Source organism: Rhizobium sp. NPDC090279, from assembly GCF_044769665.1.
GTDB lineage: Bacteria > Pseudomonadota > Alphaproteobacteria > Rhizobiales > Rhizobiaceae > Rhizobium.
The window spans coordinates 142,192-162,527 of the sequence record NZ_JBIVYI010000002.1 but is presented as its reverse complement, the minus strand read 5'-3'; the positions used below and the strand labels follow the sequence as shown (position 1 = coordinate 162,527).

Below are 20,336 nucleotides of genomic sequence, written 5' to 3'. Positions count from 1 at the left end.
AAGCAGGCATGGTCGATCCGAGATCCAAATCAGACAAACGTCCAGCGAAGATCCCGAGCGTTTTGGCGCTTACTCGTTCATCGCCTTGACGATTTCCTCGGTGACCTTCTTGGCATCGCCCAAAAGCATCATCGTGCCGTCCTTGTAGAACAGCGTATTGTCGATGCCGGCATAGCCCGAGCCAAGCGAACGCTTGACGAAGAGGCAGGTCTTGGCCTTGTCGACATCGAGGATCGGCATGCCGTAGATCGGCGAGGTCTTGTCGTCGCGCGCCGCCGGATTGGTGACGTCGTTGGCGCCGATGACATAGGCGACATCGGCCTGGGCGAATTCCGAATTGATGTCCTCGAGTTCGAACACCTCGTCATAGGGCACGTTGGCTTCGGCGAGCAGCACGTTCATATGACCGGGCATACGACCGGCAACCGGGTGGATGGCATATTTCACCTCGACACCGTGCGCCTTCAGCCTGTCCGCCATCTCACGCAGCGCATGTTGCGCCTGCGCCACCGCCATGCCGTAGCCCGGCACGATGATGACCTTGGAGGCATTGGCCATCAGATAGGCGGCATCCTCGGCCGAACCGAGCTTCACGGTCTTGTCGGAATTATCGGCTCCGCCCGATACCGCCTCGCCACCGAAACCGCCGAGAATGACCGAGACGAAGGAACGGTTCATGCCCTTGCACATGATGTAGGAAAGGATCGCGCCCGAAGAGCCCACAAGTGCGCCGGTAATGATGAGCGCCAGATTGCCGAGCGTGAAGCCGATGCCGGCTGCTGCCCAGCCGGAATAGGAATTCAGCATCGACACGACGACAGGCATGTCGGCGCCACCGATCGGCACGATCAACAATATGCCAAGCGCCAGCGACAGCACGACGACGGCCCAGAAATCGAAGTGGCTTTCGCTCGCGGCAAGGCCGACGATGAAGAAGACGATCAGCGCGAGCAGTACGGCATTGATGATGTGCCGGTATGGCAGCAGGATCGGCTTGCCGGACATGCGGCCATCAAGCTTCAGGAAGGCGATGATCGAGCCGGTGAAGGTGAGCGCGCCGATGGCGACGCCGATCGCCATTTCGATGCGTGCTTCCGTATGGATATGGCCGATTTCGCCGATGCCGAAGGAAGACGGCGTGTAGAGCGCAGAAGCGGCCACGAGAACGGCTGCCAGACCGACCAGCGAATGGAAGCCGGCTACGAGCTGCGGCATCGACGTCATCGGAATGACGCGGGCGATATAGGCACCCGCCCCGCCTCCGATGGCAAGACCGAGAATGATCAGCACCAAGCCGCCGAAGGACGGCGTCGCCAGCACCAGCGTCGTGGCGATGGCAATGCCCATGCCGATCATGCCGTAGAGATTGCCGCGCCGACTGGTGGCTGGATGGGACAGGCCGCGCAGCGCCAGGATGAACAGCACGCCCGAGACGAGATAAAGGAAAGCCGCTATATTGCTCAGCATGCCGCTCTCACTTGTCCTTCTTCTTGTACATCGCCAGCATGCGCTGGGTGACAAGGAAACCGCCGACGATATTGACCGAAACCAGGACCAACGCCACGAAGCCGAAGCCGGTGGCCAGCCCGCTCGCTGAGATGCCCACGGCCAGCAGCGCGCCGACGACGATGACCGAGGAGATGGCGTTCGTCACGGCCATCAGCGGCGTGTGCAGGGCCGGCGTCACCGACCAGACGACATAGTAGCCAACGAAGATCGCCAATACGAAGATCGCCAGCTGAAATACGAAGGGATCGATCGCTCCGCCCGTTGCGGCGCTTACGGCCTCGGGCGCCTGAGCGGCGGCGGTCGTGACGGCGGTGACGGCATCATTCAGTTGCTGGAGTGCCTGGTCCATTGCTTGGCTAGCCATCTCAGAGATCTCCCTTCTTGACGGTCGGCTGATCGGGATCGACGAAATTCGGATGCACGACTTCGCCGCCATCGGTCAGCATCGTCGCCTTGATCAACTCGTCTGCACGATTGAGGCCGAGGCTCTTCGTATCCTTGTCGACCATCGTTTCCAGGAAGGTGACGAGGTTCTTGGCATAAAGAGCCGAGGCACTGGCCGCGATCCGGCCGGCCATGTTCGGATAGCCGATCACTCGGACACCTTCGACATCGGCGACCTTGTCGTAATCGGCACCCTCGATATTGCCGCCGCGCTCGACGGCGAGATCGACGGCAACCGCACCGGGGCGCATCGCCTTCAGCATGTCGCGGCTGACAAGCCGCGGCGCCGGCCGACCGGGAATGAGGGCCGTGGTGATGATGATATCCTGCTTGGCGATATGATCGGCGACGAGAGCAGCCTGCTTGGCCTGATATTCCCTGGACATTTCCTTGGCGTAGCCGCCGGCGGTCTCCGCCGCCTTGAACTCCTCGTCCTCGACCGCGATGAATTTCGCGCCGAGAGAGGCGACCTGTTCCTTGGCTGCCGGGCGAACGTCGGTCGCCGAGACCTGTGCGCCCAGACGCCGCGCCGTGGCGATCGCCTGCAGGCCGGCAACACCGGCGCCCATGACGAACACTTTTGCCGCCGGCACCGTGCCCGCCGCCGTCATCATCATCGGCAGCGCCCGGTCGTAGACGGCCGCAGCCTCGATCACGGCCTGATAGCCGGCAAGATTGGCTTGCGACGACAGGACGTCCATCGATTGCGCGCGGGTGATGCGCGGCATCAGCTCCATGGCGAAGCTCGTCAGCCCGGCGCGCGCCATTTCGGCAAGTGCCGCCTCGTTGCCATAGGGGTCCATGATGGCGATGACGATCGCACCGCTCTTGTAGCCGGCGATCTCCTTGCTCGTCGGCCGCCTGACCTTGAGAATGACATCCGCCTTCTTGGCATCCTTCACCGTGCCGATGCGCGCGCCGATGGTCTCGTATTCAGCATCCGGGATGCGCGACAGGGCACCGGCGCCGGCTTCGATCACAACATCGAAACCGAGGCCTCTCATCTTCTTTACCGTTTCGACGGAAGCCGCAACGCGCGTCTCCTCCGCCACGCTTTCCTTGGCCACGAAAACCAGATTGCTCAACGACAACACCTCGCATCAAACGGCACCGCGCCCGAATGCGGCGGCGCTGCAGCCTGCAGAATCATGGGAAAGCGCGGGCCGGACTGGCCCGGCGTCGGTCAGCGTTGCAGTATCAGCGCAACAGGACGATGCTGGCGATGGTCAGAACGATGAATATGAGGACGCCACCGAGGAAACCGGCATGACCGAAAAAGCCAGCTGCCATGGCGATCAACAACGCCGCGATGATCGCAGATCCAACCTTGGCGCCGGAGACGAAAAGATTATAGGTCTTCTCATGCTCCTTGTAGTCCATGGCAGCGCCGGTCTCAGCCGGTCCTGTATGATGTTCGGCCATTCAGAATTCTCCCCTCAATGCTCTCCCCCGACAGACGACATCAACTGGCGGCCGGAGTTCGTCCTCAAAAGTCGTGGCATCTCGCAAAGGGATGCCGCAACCGAATTTCCTCTATCGAGGGGTTACACAAAGCGAGGGAAAATGCAATGCACGAGAAGGTCGCAGGCAGGCGCAGGCTGAGGGAATCGCCAGCGGATTCCGGGTGCGCCCGCATCGGCCTGACGATGCCGGCTATCTGATGGCGTCGGCTGGCAGAATCCTGCCGGCGCCCAGCTGTCGTCGATTGAGACTGTCCACCCTCTCTACGACCTGCTCCTGTGGCACGGGAGCGGAAAATACATAACCCTGGATGATATCCGCCAGGTTCCGCTCAACGACGAGTGCCAGCTGCTCCGCCGTTTCGACGCCTTCGATCACGATATGAAGACTGAGCGCGCGGGAAAGATCGACGATGCCGCACAGCAGCTTGAAACGGCGGCTGTCCGTCGTGATGTCACGGACGAAAGACCGGTCGATCTTGACGACATCCACTGGCAGGGAATCGAGGTAGCTGAGGCTGGAGAACCCCGTTCCGAAATCGTCGATCGCAATCGTGATGCCCTTGGCGCGCAGATCGGCAAGGATGGAGCGGACGGTCGCCACCTCATCCATCAAGCAGCTTTCGGTCACCTCGAGATGCAGGCGAGTGGGCTCCAGGCCCGATGCATCGAGCGCCGCCATGACGATTTTGACGATCTCGTCATTGCGCAGATCCTGCGCCGAGAGATTGACGGAGACTGCAAGAGGCGCGGGCCATGACGCGCAATCCCGGCAGGCCTGGTTGACCATGAAGCGGGTGATGCCCGCAACGATGCCCATTTCCTCCGCAAACTGCACGAAAAGATCGGGCGGGATCGAGCCTTTTTCCGGGTGAATCCAGCGAGCAAGCGCTTCGCAGCATTCGATGCGAGAGCCATCCGGCGTGAACATCGGCTGGTAGACGGCCTGAAGCCTGCCAGTCTCTATCGCCTCGCGCAAATCATCCTTCAGCTTCTGCCGCTCGACATAGCGCGCATCCATCTCCTGCTCGAAGGCGCTGCAGCCACCCTTCATCCGCGATTTGGCATCGAAGAGCGCGAGATCGACCTTGATCTGCCATTCCTCCAGGCGGAACTCCCGGCTGGACATGGTCATGTATCCGCCGCTGACGGAAACCCGAAGGCTGTTGTCCTCAACGCTATAGGTGCCCGCTACTGCCGTATGCAGGGCGAGGATACGAGCATCGATATCCGGCGCATCATCTTCATTGGGAAAGAACAGCACGAATTGATCACCGATGAGACGGGCGGCAAGCGCCGCAGTGCCGGCAAGCGCTTTCAGGCGCTCGGCTATGGCGACCAGCAGGCGGTCCCCGGCAACATGCCCCTTGGTGTCGTTGACGTGCTTGAAATCGTCGATATCGAGAACCAGAATCCCGATCCGGCTTTCCCTGCTGTGCGCGGCCAGCTTTTCCTTGACCAGTTCTATGAAATATTCGCGGTTTGGCAGCCCGGTCAAAGGGTCATAGCGCACCATATGCAGGATCTTGCGCTCTGCCCGAATACGCACCGTCACATCTTCGAAAATCAGGATGACGATCCCATCCGCACGGCGGCTTGCCGAAAACTCCAGGAACTGATCCTCGTTGAATTGGATGAGAGTTCGGGAAAGCGTGCCGCCGACCAGCTGCGCCAGCTGCCGCTGGATGAGCCCCGGCAGCGATCCGTCGATGAAGGCGTGACGGGCGCCATAGCGCAGGACCACGTCGAACTCGCAGTCCTTGAGCCGCTCGGGATGGGCGAAATTGAGGAGCTCGCAGGCCTTGCGATTGACGACCAGAATACGATTTTGGGCGTCCAGCATGAACAGCCCATGCGTCATATTGTTCAGCGCCGTATCGAATCTGTCGGCGATCAGCGATATCTCGCGTGAATTGATGATGTTCTTGTAGAGAAATTCGCGCATGCCATTCGCCATTGCGCGCGTCGTCAGCCCGAACGGAATGAGCATGAGAGAAGCGATCGCCTTGTAGAGCTGTTGCGACAGCAGGCAGGCGATGATGATCGGCACGCAGCAGGCGAGAATCTGGAGATCGACCGCCTTTGGTGATCCATAGTTCCGGCCGACGATCGATACCATCGAAGCCATCGTGACGGCGACGCAGATGAATTCCGCCAGCGGATTCCGCAGGATGAGAATGGCATAGCCGCTACCGATGCCGAGGATGGCCGCCACCGCTGCCGCACCGATCACATAATGCGCTTCCCAACCGGCAATATCGGCGCGCGTCAGGCTATTCTTGTCCGCGGCATCGAACAGCCGGAACAAACGGATGCGTAAGCCAAAGACGACGGCAAACGCCACGCAAAAGGCCAGATAGATGCCGGCATGCGTGCCCAGGAAAACGAGGACATATGTCAGGATGTGAACGAACACACCCGTGAAGAGCGTTTTGCGGTTTCCGAAAAGCGAACTGACGAACGACAGATAGATATCCGTCGGCACGGTGTCCGGGCTTGGAGGCTTCATTCAGACTTCCCCTGATGCGGCGGACACCCTAGTGGAAACCCTTTAAAATTTGCTTGCCCAAACAGAGGCCATTCGGACAGTTTTTCCAATCAAGTCTACAGCTTAAGTTGAAGCTGGATTGTGATCCGCATTGCGCTCGCACAATTACTCCCGGCGCACCTTACCACGGGCATAATATTTAAATCACTAATAAAGAAAACAATACATCGCTAAAGACTTATGAAATACGATTACAGCTTGCCTGCCCGCTGCTGGATCATCATGAATGTATCGAAAGTATACTCGGAAAGCTGCATCCAAAGATAGGCATCCTTCTTGTAGGCGACCTGATCCTCATAGATGCGTTTGAAATAGTCGTTGGATTTGGAGAGATCGGCGTAGAGCGCGCTGGCCGACTGGAAGCAAGCCTCCATGATCTCCTGGCTGAAAGGCCTCAGCGTCACCCCCTGCTGCACGATATCCTTCAGTGCCTGAGGATTTTTGACATCGTATTTCGCCAGCATATTGGTATTGGCGAAGGCGCAGGCGTCGCCGAGGATCGCCTGATAGTTCTTCGGCAGGGCATTCCATTTTTCCAGATTGAAGAAGGCGTGCACCACCGCGCCGCCTTCCCACCAGCCGGGATAATAGTAATATTTGGCGATCTTCTGCAGCCCGAGCTTCAGGTCGTCATAGGGACCGACCCATTCGGCTGCATCGACAGTGCCTTTGTCCAGCGCATCGTATACGCCGTTGACCGGGATATCCTGCTGCGGCACCACGCCGATCTTTTCGATCACCTTGCCGGCAAGACCCGCGATGCGCATCTTGAGCCCCTTGAGATCGTCGAGCGTGTTGATTTCCTTGCGGAACCATCCGCCCATCTGTGCGCCGGTGTTACCCGCGGGCAGGCCTAAAATGCCCTGCGTGGCATAGAACTCGTTCATCAGCTTGTTGCCGTCGCCCTGATAGAACCAGGCATTGCTCAGCCGGGCATTGAGGCCGAACGGCAGCGCCGTACCGATGGCATAGGTCGGGTCCTTGTTCCAGAAATAATAGGAGCAGGTATGCGCGGCATCGACGGCGCCGGCGCTCACCGCGTCGGCCGCCTGCGCGCCGGGCACGATTTCGCCGGCCTCGTAGGTCTGGATGACGAAATTGCCGTTGGTCGCGTCGGAGACATGCGCAGCGATATCCTCAGCACCGCCATAGATCGTATCCAGGCTCTTCGGAAAGGAAGAGGTCATCTTCCAGGTGATCTTCGGATATTCCTGGGCAACGGCCGGGCTCGCAAGCGCGGCGGCGGCAGCACCTGCGCCAACGGTCCCTGCCCGCCTCATGAAGGAACGGCGATCCATCGAATTCTCCCATACGGACGGCATTGCTGGGGAACGGCACGCTCCCCCGTCACGGCGCAAGCGATGGAACTAACCATGCCGCACACGGTCTTTCAAGTTTGCTCTTGCACTGCATTATGGCGATTCCTGTACATCCGCGTGACGGCGGGAAACAAAGCCTCATGGAAACCACTGCGCGTTGCCGGTCGGGAGATCTTCGCGTAAGTTTATCGCGTGCACCTCTGCCCTCGGATTGACATCATGCTTGTCCAGAGGTCTCGGCGTATATTCGTTTCGCAGCTTCCGGAGCATTGAATGTCCAGACCGATCATCGCCATTCCCGCCGATATCCGCGAGTTCGATGGCACGAGCTGGCATGCGGTGCAGTTGCAATATGTGCGCGCTGCCGTAAAGGCCGCGGGGTTGATGGCCTTGATCGTTCCCGCCCTTGAGGATGACAACGATGCCGATGCCATTCTCGACCGGGTCGACGGATTGCTCGTCTCCGGTTCGGCGACCAATGTGCATCCGTCGCTGTATGGAAAGGACGCAAGGGATAGCGATGGCCCCTTCGATCCCGCCCGGGATGCGACCTCGCTTCCACTTATCCGCCGCGCCATCGAGCGCGCCATTCCGATGCTCGCCATCTGCCGCGGCATTCAGGAGCTGAACGTCGCGCTCGGCGGCACGCTTGCCAGCGAAATCCAGGACCAGCCGGGCATCTGGGACCATCGCAAGCCGCAAAATGTCGATCGTGATACGATGTATTCGATCCGTCAAAGCGTCTTCGTCAAGGAAGGCTCGTGCATCGCCCGCGTCGTCGGACCCGGCGAAGTGCGCGTCAACTCGCTGCACCGCCAGGCGATTGCCGATACGGCGCCGCGACTTCAAGTGGAGGCGCTGGCCGAGGATGGCACGATCGAGGCCGTCTCCGTCATCGACGCCAAGGTCTTTGCCGTCGGTGTACAATGGCATCCGGAATATTGGGCGGAAACGGATTCGCCGTCGCGCAAGCTGTTCGCCGCCTTCGGCGATGCCGTGCGCGACTATGCGGCAGGCAAGGAGCGGCTGGCCGCCGCCGCCTATCAGCAAAAGGCCGTTTGATCAGCCGCGTGGCTTGACCGGCGTTTCCGGCACCGGCGTCACAGGCTTACCCCTAGCAAACCACTCGATGATGTTGTCGGCGACGAGATCGGCCATGGCATCGCGTGTCGGTACCGAAGCGGATGCGACATGCGGCAGCAGCGAAACATTCGGCAGCGAGAGATAGCCGGCCGGGACATTGGGTTCGTCATAGAATACGTCGAGGCCGGCAGCACCGAGCGTTCCATTGCCAAGCGCTGCAATCAGCGCATCGTCATCGACGGACCAGCCACGGCCGACATTGATGAATACGCCCAGCGGTCCAAGCGCCGACAGGATCTCGGCATTGATGACCTTGTGCGTTTCCGGCGTCTTCGGCACGATCGAGATCAGCGTATCCACCGACTGCGCCATCTCCTTCAAGGTCGGATAGTAGTCGTAAGGTAGAGAGTCGCGCGGCGTGCGCGTGTGATAGCCGATCTTCACCTTGAACGGCTCCAGCCTTCTCGCGATCTCCAGACCGATACGGCCAAGGCCGTTGATACCGATGCGGCGTCCCTTCATCGAGAAGGGCGAGAGCGGAAAGGCACCATCCTTCACCCAGCGCCCCTCGCGCAGCCAGCTTTCTGCCTTCGGAAACTGCCGCAGCGTGTTCAGCAACAGGGCGATTGCGGTATCCGCGACCTCATCGTTCAGGACGTCAGGTGTGTTGGTGACGACGATGCCTTTAGAAGCCGCATGCTTGACGTCGATGCCGTCATAGCCGACGCCGAAATTGGCGATGACCTCGACATTCGCAAAGGCGTCGATCCAGGTCGCATTGAAGCCGCCCGAGACCGCCACACCGCGCACACGCGCTGCCGTTTCTGCATCCATGCGCGGCCCACCGTCGCGATCGACCGAAATAACGTCGAAGTGTTTTGCGAGCCTTTCGAGAACACGCGGGTGTATCTTCCCCGGAACGAGGACGGCAATGCGGTTATCGGACATGAATCTTTCCTCTTGAGATGCGGTTCGGCGCTACTAAAGCAATTCCAGGAAAAGTGCGCAGCGGTTTTCCGTCCGGAATTGCGTGAAAACGATGAGACAGAGCTGAACAGTTCTAGCGTGCCTTGTAGGGCGTCGTCGATTGGCGGATACGCATTTCGGGCTTGATGAGATGGATACCATCCGGCTCATGGCTTCCTGCCAACCTATCCAAAAGCGCTCGCGCTGCAAGCCTTCCGACCTCGGCCTGGCCGTTCCAGACGGTGGTCAGCGCAGGCGTTGCGATCGCCGCTTCCTCCAGATCGTCATAGCCGGTGACCGAGATGTCGCGCCCCGGCACGAGGCCGGCGCGGGAAATGCCGTTCATGAGGCCGATGGCGACCAGATCGTTCCAGCAGACAGCCGCCGTCGGCTTCTGCGGCAGCGACAGGAAATGCACCGCCGCTTCGAAACCGCCCTGCTTGGAGCGTGCTCCGGGAATACGCAGATTGGCATCGACTTCGATGCCCGCCTTGCGCAATGCGTTGACATAGCCCTGATAGCGGTCGCGGCCGGTCGAGGTCTGGTCGGTGCCGCCGATCATCGCAATGGTGCGGTGGCCGAGGCTGATCAGGTGGTTGGTCGCAAGCGAGATGCCGTAGCTGTCATCGCCGCGAAACGTCGGCAGGTCGAGCGCATCGATCTGGCGCGCGACGAGGATGGCCGGCATGCCGTTTTGTTCCGCCAGCTCGAAATCCTCCGGCGGCGTCCCGATCGCCGGCGACATGATGACACCATCCCCGCCGAGCTGCAGCAGCGTCTCGATGAAAGTGCGCTGCTTCTCGACCGAGTCATAGTGGTTGGAGAGAATGAAAGTGTGGCGGCTGCGGTCGAGCTCGCTTTCGATTGCCTTCAGGATTTCGCCATAGAAGGGGTTCATGATGTCATGCACGACGACGCCGATGATGCCCGATCGCGATGTCCTGAGGCTCGCAGCGCGGCGATTGTAGATATAGCCCAGCGCGCGGGCCTGGTCCTTTATCTTCTCGCGAGTGTTGACCGCGACCAGCGGGCTATCGCGTAAGGCCAGAGATACTGTTGCCGTTGAAATACCCAGCGTTTCCGCAATTGTCGAAAGCTTTATCTTTTGCGCCACGCGCACCCTCCCCGTGAAACGCAGCCATATTCTTATTCCGTCGTTTTACGATTCCGGAATTTAAAATATTTAATTAAAAGCTTTAATCGCGCGGCGCAACTCGAATTCTTGGGAGATTCTCACAATTCGTCGTCGTCTTCGTCGTCATCGCCGGCCTGGAGGTTGCTCTCGATCGTCTTGAGCAGGCGCACGAGCGAGCGAATGTCCTTCTCAGAGAAACCGCGGGTCGCCAGCTCATCGCAGCTTGCCGCCGAACTTTCGATTTCGCTGACGCTATTTCGCCCGGTCTCGGTAAGGTAGACCTTGGTCAGGCGGGCATCGTCGGCATCCGGCCGCCGTTCGACAAAGCCTTGCGCCTCCATGCGCCCGATCGTGCGCGTCATTGTGGGAGCCTTGACGCCGAGTTTCTGCGCCAGCGTGCCGGCGGGAAGCCCGTCATTCGCCGCAAGCGCGAGAATGACGCCGTCCTGCCCGGCATAGAGGCCGCTCGCCGTCAGGCTGCGGGTCATCACCGTGCGCATGGACCGCGCCGCCTGCGTCAAAGCCGGCGACAGATCGGCAAGCGTGTAGTCCCGGTGATCCTTCTTCTTACCTGACTTACTTTTCTTCCCGACCTTGTTCTTTTTGCCCATCGTGATTCCGTTGACCTTTTCGCCGCTAAGTCATCACGCTATGACATTGCGCAGCTTATTGACATAAACAAGAGGCACACCCCCAGATGGCGCATCCTTTGCCATGTTTCGATGACAATGATGAAACATTGACGCCCGAGGAGCGAATAAAATGGATCGCCGTGCTGCCACTTGGCGCCTATGAGCAACACGGGCCCCATCTGCCCTTCGAAACCGATGCACTCATTGCCGAGGGAATCGCCTCGCGCCTCAAGGTTGCTTTGCCGGCCAATTTGCCCGTAAGCTTTCTGCCGGTCGAGCCTGTCGGCTATTCCGTCGAACATATGGATGCCGCCGGCACGAAGACGCTGACCTTCGATGAAGCCGTTCACCGCTGGCTCGATGTCGCCGAAAGGCTGAGCAAACTCGGCATCCGCAAATTTGTCATGCTGAACGCCCATGGCGGTAACTCTCCGCTGATGACCATCGTCGCGACGGAGGCGCGCCTGCGCTTCAACATGCTGGCGGTCGCAACCAGCTGGACGCGCTTCGGCATACCGGACGGATTGATCGCACCTGATGACAAGGCCATCGACATTCACGGCGGCGATATCGAGACCTCGGTCATGCTCGCCCTGCATCCGGAAAGGGTCGACATGTCGAAGGCGGCGGATTTCCCGTCGCGCCAATCGGGCTTCATCAAGGACTTCAGGCATCTGCGTGCCTACGGGCCGCACGCCTTCGGCTGGAAGATGTCCGACTTGAGCGAGCAAGGGGTCGCGGGCAATGCGGGCGCAGCAACGGCTGAAAAGGGCGAAAGGCTGATCGCGCATGCAGTCAAGGGGCTGGTCGAACTGCTTGAGGATGTCGACAGCTTCGATGTGTCAACGCTGACCTGACCACGCGGCCAATTCATCGTATCAAACCTAATGTGATCTTATAACATACAAAAGCCTTTGAACTGCCGTCCCCAACTCCTTATATGGAAGCCGACCAATGTCCGCTCCCCGGGGCAACCTTCCATATTTCGAGGCTCCCATGACCGAAACAGCCACGCAAAAGCCCATCCCCGTTACCGTTCTCACCGGCTATCTCGGCGCCGGCAAGACGACGCTGCTGAACCGCATCCTCTCTGAAAACCACGGCAAGAAATACGCCGTCATCGTCAACGAATTCGGCGAGATCGGCATCGACAACGACCTCATCGTCGAGTCGGACGAAGAAATCTACGAGATGAACAATGGCTGCGTCTGCTGCACCGTTCGCGGCGACCTGATCCGCGTCGTCGAAGGCCTGATGCGGCGCCCTGGCCGCTTTGACGGCATCATCGTCGAAACCACGGGCCTTGCCGATCCGGTTCCCGTCGCCCAGACCTTCTTCATGGATGACGATGTCCGCGCCAAGACGGAACTCGACGCAGTCGTCGCGCTCGTTGACGCCAAGCACCTGCCGCTGCGCCTGAAGGACAGCCGCGAGGCCGAAGACCAGATCGCCTTTGCCGACGTCGTCGTCATCAACAAGACCGATCTCGTCTCGCCGGAAGAACTGGCCCAGATCGAGGATGTCGTCCGCGCCATCAACCCGGCCGCCCGCGTCTACAAGACGACCCGCTCCGGCGTCGATCTCGCCCGCGTGCTGAACCAGGGCGCCTTCAACCTCGAACGCGCGCTGGAAAACGATCCGCACTTCCTCGAGCATGGCCATGACGATCATGTCTGCGGCCCGGATTGCGATCATGTCCATCACGCCCATGATCATCACCATCATGATCACGACCACGATCATCACCACCATGACCATGGTCACGACCATCATCACCACGCCCCGTCGCCAATCCACGACGTGACCGTGCAGTCGGTTTCGCTGCGCGGCGGCGAGATGAATGCGGAACGCTTCTTCCCCTGGGTGCAGAAGATCACGCAGACACAGGGCCCCAACATCCTGCGCCTCAAGGGCATCATCGCCTTCAAGGACGATCCGGAGCGCTACGTCGTTCAGGGCGTGCACATGATCATCGAAGGCGATCATCAGCGCCCCTGGAAGGACGGCGAAAAGCATGAAAGCCGGCTCGTCTTCATCGGCCGCGAACTCGACCGCGAAAAGCTGGAAGCAAGCTTCAAGGCCTGCGAGGCGTCCGCCTGATGCCGACTGTTGCTCCGCTTGATATCGACGGCCACGTTCTGGCCGTCGAATTTTTGGGTGATACCCCCTTCTTCGCGAGCGCGGCCGGCGCGATCCACCGCCTCGAAGGCGGAGACAAGACGACGGAAGCCCATCAGGGCATGCTCACCTGCATCCGCGATCCCCATAGCGAAAGCCTGATTTCGGGCGGCGAGGACGGCAAGGTTCTGCGCATCGCCGCCGATGGCAGCATAACCGTTTTGGCCGAAGCCCCGCGCAAATGGATCGGGCAGATCGCTGCCGGTCCGCAGGGCGCTGTCGCCTATGCCTATGGCAAGAGCACCTTCGTGCGGCTGTCCGACGGCACGACGAAGGAATTTGCCGAAGAGCGCACGGTTGAAGGCATCGCCTTTGCTCCCAAGGGCTTGCGCATCGCCGTCACGCGCTACAACGGCGTATCGCTGCACTGGGTCGGTATGAGCGCGCAGCCGGTTAATCTGGAATGGAAGGGGGCGCATACGAGCGTCACCTTCTCGCCGGACGGCCAGTTCATCGTCACGACCATGCAGGAAAACGCCCTGCATGGCTGGAAGCTGGATGCCAAGCCCGGCGCAGAGGCCAGGCATATGCGCATGACCGGCTATCCCGCCAAGGTGAAGTCTCTTTCCTGGTCCAACAAGGGCAAGTGGCTTGCCTCCTCCGGTGCGCCGGCCGCGATCGTCTGGCCCTTCCAGGGCAAGGACGGCCCGATGGGCAAGGCCCCGCTCGAACTCGGCACGCGCGCTAACATCATGGCGACCTCGGTAAAATTTCATCCCGCCGAGGATATCCTCGCCATCGGCTTCATCGACGGCATGATCCTTGCGGTCCGCCTCGGCGACGCCAAGGAAGCGCTCTTGCGTCGGCCCGGCAAGGGTGCGATCACGGCGATGAGCTGGAGCAAGTCCGGCAAGCTGCTGGCCTTCGCCTCCGAAGCCGGCGATTGCGGCGTCGTCGACGTCTCCGGTTGAAGAGCAATTCCGGGAAAAGTGCGCAGCGGTTTTCCGTCTGGAATTGCGTAAAAGCAAACAAATAGAGCGGTTGAGCGATTCAACGAAACGCTCAACCGCTCTAAGCAGAAAGACAAGGATCATGCCCCAGTCAGGAACGGCAATCGCCGGAAATAGCCCTGCCCCAGCCGAAAACGTCTGGGACGTGATCCGTTGCGAAGCCGCCGAGCTCGCTGCACGCGAACCAACGCTCGCTCCGCTGCTGCGGGCGCAATTGCTTGCCAACGCGTCCGATGCGGACGGCCTTGCCAAGATACTGGCCGCGCGTCTCTGCGTCGTCAGGATCGAACACAGCGACCTGCTGTCGCTGCTGTCCGATGTGCTGACACGGCATCCTGCGATCCTGCGGGCGACCGAGGCCGATCTCGTCGCCGTGCGCACGCGCGATCCCGCCTGCACCACCTATCTGCATGCGCTTTTGAACCTGAAGGGCTTTCACGCCCTGCAGGCACACCGCATCGCTCATGCGCTCTGGACGGAAGGCCGTAGGGAAATCGCGATCTGGCTCTCCAACCTCGTTTCGCTCGTCTTCGGCCCGGATATCCATCCGGCCGCAAAGATCGGCTCGTCGATCATGCTCGACCACGGCTCCGGCATCGTCATCGGCGAAACCGCCGTCATCGAGGATGAAGTGTCCATCCTCCAGAACGTGACGCTTGGGGGCACTGGCAAGGAGAGCGGCGACCGTCATCCGAAGATCCGGCACGGCGTCATGATCGGCGCCGGCGCCAAGATCCTAGGCAATATCGAAGTCGGCGCCTTCAGCAAGGTCGCGGCCGGCAGCGTCGTGGTAAAACCCGTTCCGCCGCATTGCACCGTCGCCGGCGTCCCGGCCGTGGTCGTGCGCATCCATCGCGCCGACGAAATCCCGGCTGAGACGATGGATCAGAACATCTAGCTTCAGTATTTGGGCGACAGTGGCCGCCTCGTCCTTCGAGGCATGTCTGTGCCTTGCTCCGAAATACGCCTCAAGATGAGGCGGAGCAAGCTGCGATCCTCTGTCGCCAGGCATACGAGGATCAGCCCTCATGGTGAGGAGGCCCATAGGGCCGTCTCGAACCACGAGGGCGGGTGAGGAAACCCTCGCCCGTGACATAAGGTAGCATCGCAATCGCTCAAGTCGGGCGTCTCCTGCTAAGCCGCTGCCCAAAGCGGCAGAATCAATTGTTTGCCACAGGCAATGCAGCGAAGGCGGAAAGGTTTCGCCGCGCTCTTCATGGAACTGTCATACTCCGTTGATAGCTCGGAATGGTTCTCTATGCCCGGCGTGGCGCAACATGCGCCGGAGCAATGCCCCCACTCGAAGAGGATATCACCATGACCGGTCTTTCACGTCGCGCCGCCCTTGCAGCCGGCAGCGCGCTTACTCTTGTTTTGCTCTGTTCCACCGCTGGTGCCGCTGACACAATGCCGGCACCGAATACCGCGACACCGATCAAGCATCTTGTCGTTATCTTCCAGGAAAACGTTTCCTTCGACCACTATTTCGCGACCTACCCCAAGGCCGCAAATGTCGATGGCGAACCGGCGTTCAAGGCGGCCGACAACACGCCGGCCGACATCAACACGCTCGCCAACGCCGGACTTCTCGACACCAACCCGAACAAGACCAACACAGCGAACGGCGCCGATGCGGCTGCCCCCTTCCGGCTCGACCGCACCCAGGCGGCCACCCAGTCGCAGAACCACGGCTACACCGCCGAACAGGCCGCCTACAACAACTTCGCCATGGACCTTTTCCCGGCCAATACCGGCCATGGTACCAAGGGCGCGGCCGGCGCCTTCGGCACCAAGGGTCAGGTCATGGGCTATTATGACGGCAACACCGTTACGGCCTATTGGAACTATGCCCAGCACTACGCGCTCAGCGACAATTCCTTCTCCACCAACTTCGGGCCTTCGACGCCCGGCGCGCTGAACCTGATCTCCGGCCAGACCAACGGCGTCATCCTGCCGCCCGGCTACACGCTGGAGAGCGACGGCACCTATTCCAAGGGCCGCATCGTGCCCGACGGCAATGGCGGCTGGACGGCGATCAGCGACTTCGACCCGACGGGCGACGTCTGCTCGGTCGGCCAGACGGCCCTGATGTACGGCAAGAACATCGGCGACATGCTGAACGAGCACAAGATCACCTGGGGCTTCTTCGAAGGCGGCTTCGACCTCACGCTGACCAATCCGGACGGCACGGCGGCCTGCAAGCGCACGACGACCTCGACCGTCACCAAGGTCAACAGCGCCGACTACATCCCGCATCACCAGCCGTTCCAGTACTACGCCTCGACCGCCAACCCGACGCACGCACGCCCATCTTCCGTAGCGGCGATCGGCACGACGGATGCGGCCAATCACCAGTACGACATGACCGACTTCTACGCAGCGCTGAAGAACGGCAACATGCCGACGGTCAGCTTCCTGAAAGCACCAGCCTATCAGGACGGCCATGCCGGCTACTCCGACCCGCTCGACGAGCAGGAATTCGTGACGGAAGTGGTCAACACCGTGCAGAATTCGCCTGATTGGAAGGATACCGCTATCATCGTCCTCTACGACGATTCCGACGGCTGGTACGACCATGCTCACGCGGTCGTCAATCCATCGAAGCTCCCGGTCAAGGGCTACGATGTCTTGAGCGGCGACAGCTGTTCCACCGGCACGCCGCTGCCCGGCGTCAACGGCCAGCCGGCTGAGGGGCGTTGCGGCTATGGCACGCGCCAGCCATTGCTGGTCATCTCGCCCTATTCAAAGACCAATTTCGTCGACCACACGCTGACTGACCAGACTTCCGTCATGCGCTTCATCGAGGACAACTGGATGGCCGGCGCACGCCTCGGCGGCGGCTCCTTCGATGCGCTCTCGGGCTCGCTGAACAACATGTTCGACTGGTCCAAGGGTGACACACCGAAGCTGATCCTCGATCCGAAGACCGGCAATCAAGCTTCATAAAACCATGAGGGAGACGGAAATGCCCTTGCAGTTCAACCGCCGTCTCCTGCCGCTCCTCGCGCTCGCGGGCCTCTCGCTCGCGGGTGCGGCTGTCGGCATGGCAAGCGAACCGGCCGCCAATCCCTCGACCTCGGACGGCTATGACGACCAGGCTCCGTTGAGCGCGGTCGCACAGCTCGGCAAGAGGCTGTTCTTCGACCCTTCGCTTTCCGGCGGCGGCCAGATGGCCTGCGCCACCTGCCACGATCCCGCCAACCACTATGCGCCCGCCAACGGCCTCGCCGTCCAGCTCGGCGGCCCGCATCTCGACCAACCCGGTATCCGCGCCGTGCCGAGCCTCGCCTACAAGATGTCGACGCCATCCTTCTCGATCGGGGAAGAGAGCGCTGCCGACGAGGCCGCGGAAGCATCGCCGATGACCGAAGCATCCGGCGTGGCTCTGGCCAATGCCCCCGCAGCCGTCACCGGCCCGCTGACGGCGCAGGCCGTGATCAAGGCGGATGCCGCAGCCGCGGCAAACCTCGTGCCGCAGGGCGGCATGTTCTGGGATGGACGCGTCGATTCGCTGGAAGAGCAGGCCCTGCAACCGATGATCTCGCCCTTCGAAATGGCCAATGCCGACGCCGCCACTGTCTACGACAAGCTGAAGAAAGGCTACGGCAAGGACATCTCGGCACTCTTCGGCGATAACATTCTCAACGATCAGGACATGACGATCTCCGAGATCGGTTTCGCGCTTGCCCGCTATCAGATCGAGGAAAACTCCTTCCATCCCTATACCAGCAAGTATGATTACTACCTGCGCGGCAAGGCGGTGCTCACGGATGCGGAAGCGCGGGGATTGAAGCTGTTCGACGATGCGAACAAGGGCAATTGCGCCTCCTGTCACCTCGACAAGATGATCGGCGACGGGCAGATGCCTAATTTCACCGATTTCGAGTTCGAGGCCCTCGGCGCACCGCGAAATCCGGCTATCCCGGCCAATGCCGATGCCCACTACTACGACACCGGCATTTGCGGGCCGCTGCGCAGCGACACCTACTCGGCCCAGCCGCAGAATTGCGGGCTGTTCAAGACACCGACGCTGCGCAACGCCGCCACCCGTCACGTCTTTTTCCACAACGGCGTTTATCGCACGCTGGAGGATGTGACCCGCTTCTACGTCAAGCGCGACACCAATCCGGAAGAAATCTATCCGAAGGATGCGGGCGGCAAGGTGCTGAAATATGATGATCTGCCGGCGCAATATCAGGCCAATATCGACGTCATCGACGTGCCGATGAACCGCAAACTCGGCGATGCCCCTGCCCTGAACGACGCCGAGATCGCCGATGTCGTCGCCTTCCTGAAGACGTTGACGGATGGATACGATCCGGCGAAGGACAGCGTGAAGGCAGCCAAATAAAGAGGCCTCCGCCCGACAGCCAGCCTCAAACTTAAATGTGGAATTCAATTAGATACTGGTACTCAATCCCCTTGTGGCATCGGCGTTTCGGACGGTTTATCTTGTTGAAAATATCTTCGTGTAGCATGCTGCGTGCTCACCTATCGCAGAACATTGGTTTTGCGGCGCCGCAAAATCAAGTCGCAAGACCGTCTCGTTAATTGGGAGTTTCGCGATATCTTTCGTGGCTTTTTCAATTATCTCATTAGCAGGTCGTGGAATATGCGCCGCATCCGACGATTCTCCATTGTTGCTATCGCGATTATCGTTCTTGGGGTTTCCGGAATAAGCGGATGGCTGACCTTCAGCCCACCCGATTTGCTGCTGGTCGCCACGGGCTATGCAGCCCAAATGGTTTGTTCGAACGTGTTCATTGCCAGACGCGACGCGGATGCGGTCATTGCGACCGACGTGCAGTTTGCGCTCTCGCATGCCGTCAAACGAATGAAGATCAACGTCGACACCGGCAAACAACGTGTAGAAGTGGCATATCTGGGCCTATTCGCCAGACGACACGCCCAATACGAGGAGGGACGAGGTTGCATTCTGGATTCAACTGAGGGGGTTCGTTCTCGCGTAGCCGAAACTTCTTCGCCGCCAAAGACATCCGATGCGCTCTGGCCGGCTGGCGACAGGGTGCAGTTGTCAGACGACAAGCATTTGCTGGCTGCGCTGAATGATCCGGCTCTTCAGGGACCTGGGATGCGCGCGATCGTCGTTGTTCGTGATGGACACATTGTCGGTGAAACCTATGGCGCAGGCTTCGGGCCTTCAACGCCATTGCTAGGTTGGTCCATGACGAAGACCGTGAACGCTGCGCTGGTCGGCATGGTCATCAAAGACGGAAAGCTCTCGCTCAATCAGAAAAATCTATTCCCGCAATGGATCAGCGACACACGCAATAACATATCCGTAGCCGATTTGATGGCGATGACAAGCGGTTTGAAATGGAGTGAAGAAGGCAATTTCCCCGATACGTATATATTAGAGGATCTCGCTAAAGATGCGGCGGCTTTCGCGAGAGACCGGCCTCTTGTCGCTCCGCCTGGAACAAAATTCAATTATTCCGGTGGCTCGTCGGTCCTGCTGGCGTGGCTTTGGCAAAATGCCGTTGGGGCAGACTCACAAGCTTTTCCGCAGGAGCGATTGTTCAAACCTCTAGGCATGACCAGTGCCGTTCTTGAAACCGACCCTTCCGGCACATTTCTAGGCGAAGCCTATCTCTTCGCTAGTGCGCGTGATTGGGCGCGCTTCGGCGAATTCCTGCGCCTGAACGGGGAGTGGAACGGTGAACAGCTTTTGCCGAGTGGTTTTGTCGACTACATGCGCTCGCCTGTGCCGGCCTCCGACGAGGGACATGGTCCCGCTTACGGTCGCGGACAACTTTGGTTAGGCCCGGGCCAGGGATTTACCCTGCCGGCCGACACATTCATGATGCAGGGGCATCTCCGTCAGGTGATTGCGATCATCCCTTCGCTTAAACTCGTGATCCTGCGTATGGGATTAACGCGCGAAGATATCGGTTACAGCAACGCGAAGCTACTGTATGCAATTGTCGCGGCGCTGCGAAACTCCTGACGTTCCCGACAAAACCGTCAGGACGAAATCCCACTGTAAATTCCTGTCGCAAAACTCACTCACAAAAGTCAGAGTTTCACGACAGATATTTACGACAGAAAGTATTCCACATTTCGGTTTGAGGCTGACACCCGACCGGACGAA

At 60.0% G+C, this 20,336-nt stretch carries 17 protein-coding genes; 8 read left to right on the top strand and 9 right to left on the bottom strand.

The window, feature by feature from the left end; genetic code table 11:
- Window positions 1–69: 69 nt before the first annotated feature.
- From ACIQWP_RS04880 to ACIQWP_RS04855, 6 genes are all read right to left on the bottom strand, one after another.
- Entirely contained in the window at window positions 70–1,464 is a 1,395-nt protein-coding gene (locus ACIQWP_RS04880; RefSeq protein WP_402784336.1) for an NAD(P)(+) transhydrogenase (Re/Si-specific) subunit beta, read from the bottom strand.
- A 10-nt stretch (window positions 1,465–1,474) separates the two neighbouring features.
- Window positions 1,475–1,873 carry an NAD(P) transhydrogenase subunit alpha gene (locus tag ACIQWP_RS04875; protein WP_402783044.1) on the bottom strand — a complete coding sequence of 133 codons (399 nt, stop codon included), beginning with the start codon at window positions 1,871–1,873 and terminating at the stop codon, window positions 1,475–1,477.
- A gap of 1 nt (window position 1,874) precedes the next feature.
- Complete coding sequence (locus ACIQWP_RS04870) at window positions 1,875–3,038, bottom strand: Re/Si-specific NAD(P)(+) transhydrogenase subunit alpha (RefSeq protein WP_402783042.1); 1,164 nt, start codon at window positions 3,036–3,038, stop codon at window positions 1,875–1,877.
- 112 nt (window positions 3,039–3,150) lie between these two features.
- A complete protein-coding gene (locus ACIQWP_RS04865; RefSeq protein WP_402783040.1) occupies window positions 3,151–3,375 on the bottom strand; it encodes an aa3-type cytochrome c oxidase subunit IV in 225 nt (74 codons plus the stop codon).
- A gap of 231 nt (window positions 3,376–3,606) precedes the next feature.
- Complete coding sequence (locus tag ACIQWP_RS04860; protein ID WP_402783038.1) at window positions 3,607–5,922, bottom strand: putative bifunctional diguanylate cyclase/phosphodiesterase; 2,316 nt, start codon at window positions 5,920–5,922, stop codon at window positions 3,607–3,609.
- A 230-nt stretch (window positions 5,923–6,152) separates the two neighbouring features.
- Window positions 6,153–7,259, bottom strand: coding sequence for a TRAP transporter substrate-binding protein (locus tag ACIQWP_RS04855; protein WP_402783036.1), 1,107 nt, complete (start codon window positions 7,257–7,259; stop codon window positions 6,153–6,155).
- Window positions 7,260–7,553: 294 nt separating this feature from the next.
- Between ACIQWP_RS04855 and ACIQWP_RS04850 the strand changes: the two genes are divergently transcribed.
- Window positions 7,554–8,342 carry a gamma-glutamyl-gamma-aminobutyrate hydrolase family protein gene (locus tag ACIQWP_RS04850; protein WP_402783034.1) on the top strand — a complete coding sequence of 263 codons (789 nt, stop codon included), beginning with the start codon at window positions 7,554–7,556 and terminating at the stop codon, window positions 8,340–8,342.
- Here the strand turns inward: ACIQWP_RS04850 and ACIQWP_RS04845 are convergent, their stop codons facing one another.
- The 3 genes from ACIQWP_RS04845 to ACIQWP_RS04835 form a co-directional block, all read right to left on the bottom strand.
- Window positions 8,343–9,311, bottom strand: a complete 969-nt coding sequence (locus ACIQWP_RS04845; RefSeq protein ID WP_402783032.1) for a 2-hydroxyacid dehydrogenase — start codon at window positions 9,309–9,311, stop codon at window positions 8,343–8,345. It abuts the gene before it with no gap.
- A 112-nt stretch (window positions 9,312–9,423) separates the two neighbouring features.
- Entirely contained in the window at window positions 9,424–10,443 is a 1,020-nt protein-coding gene (locus tag ACIQWP_RS04840; protein ID WP_402783030.1) for a LacI family DNA-binding transcriptional regulator, read from the bottom strand.
- 119 nt (window positions 10,444–10,562) lie between these two features.
- The gene (locus ACIQWP_RS04835) at window positions 10,563–11,075 is read right to left on the bottom strand and encodes a MarR family winged helix-turn-helix transcriptional regulator (protein ID WP_402783028.1); all 513 of its coding nucleotides are present in this window, start codon (window positions 11,073–11,075) and stop codon (window positions 10,563–10,565) included.
- 86 nt (window positions 11,076–11,161) lie between these two features.
- Here ACIQWP_RS04835 and ACIQWP_RS04830 point away from each other — a divergent pair, with 86 nt between their 5' ends.
- From ACIQWP_RS04830 to ACIQWP_RS04800, 7 genes are all read left to right on the top strand, one after another.
- A complete protein-coding gene (locus ACIQWP_RS04830) occupies window positions 11,162–11,953 on the top strand; it encodes a creatininase family protein (RefSeq protein ID WP_402783026.1) in 792 nt (263 codons plus the stop codon).
- Window positions 11,954–12,092: 139 nt separating this feature from the next.
- Window positions 12,093–13,196 carry a CobW family GTP-binding protein gene (locus ACIQWP_RS04825; RefSeq protein WP_402783024.1) on the top strand — a complete coding sequence of 368 codons (1,104 nt, stop codon included), beginning with the start codon at window positions 12,093–12,095 and terminating at the stop codon, window positions 13,194–13,196.
- Window positions 13,196–14,185: a WD40 repeat domain-containing protein gene (locus ACIQWP_RS04820; protein ID WP_402783022.1), complete on the top strand. Its 990-nt coding sequence runs from the start codon at window positions 13,196–13,198 to the stop codon at window positions 14,183–14,185. The genes ACIQWP_RS04825 and ACIQWP_RS04820 overlap by 1 nt, the downstream gene beginning before the upstream one ends.
- A gap of 121 nt (window positions 14,186–14,306) precedes the next feature.
- Entirely contained in the window at window positions 14,307–15,122 is an 816-nt protein-coding gene (cysE, locus tag ACIQWP_RS04815) for a serine O-acetyltransferase (protein WP_402783020.1), read from the top strand.
- A gap of 419 nt (window positions 15,123–15,541) precedes the next feature.
- Entirely contained in the window at window positions 15,542–17,170 is a 1,629-nt protein-coding gene (locus ACIQWP_RS04810) for a phospholipase C (RefSeq protein WP_402783019.1), read from the top strand.
- A 19-nt stretch (window positions 17,171–17,189) separates the two neighbouring features.
- Complete coding sequence (locus ACIQWP_RS04805) at window positions 17,190–18,575, top strand: cytochrome-c peroxidase (RefSeq protein WP_402783017.1); 1,386 nt, start codon at window positions 17,190–17,192, stop codon at window positions 18,573–18,575.
- 132 nt (window positions 18,576–18,707) lie between these two features.
- On the top strand, window positions 18,708–20,192 hold the full coding sequence (locus ACIQWP_RS04800) for a serine hydrolase domain-containing protein (protein ID WP_402783015.1): 1,485 nt from the start codon (window positions 18,708–18,710) through the stop codon (window positions 20,190–20,192).
- Window positions 20,193–20,336: the final 144 nt, after the last annotated feature.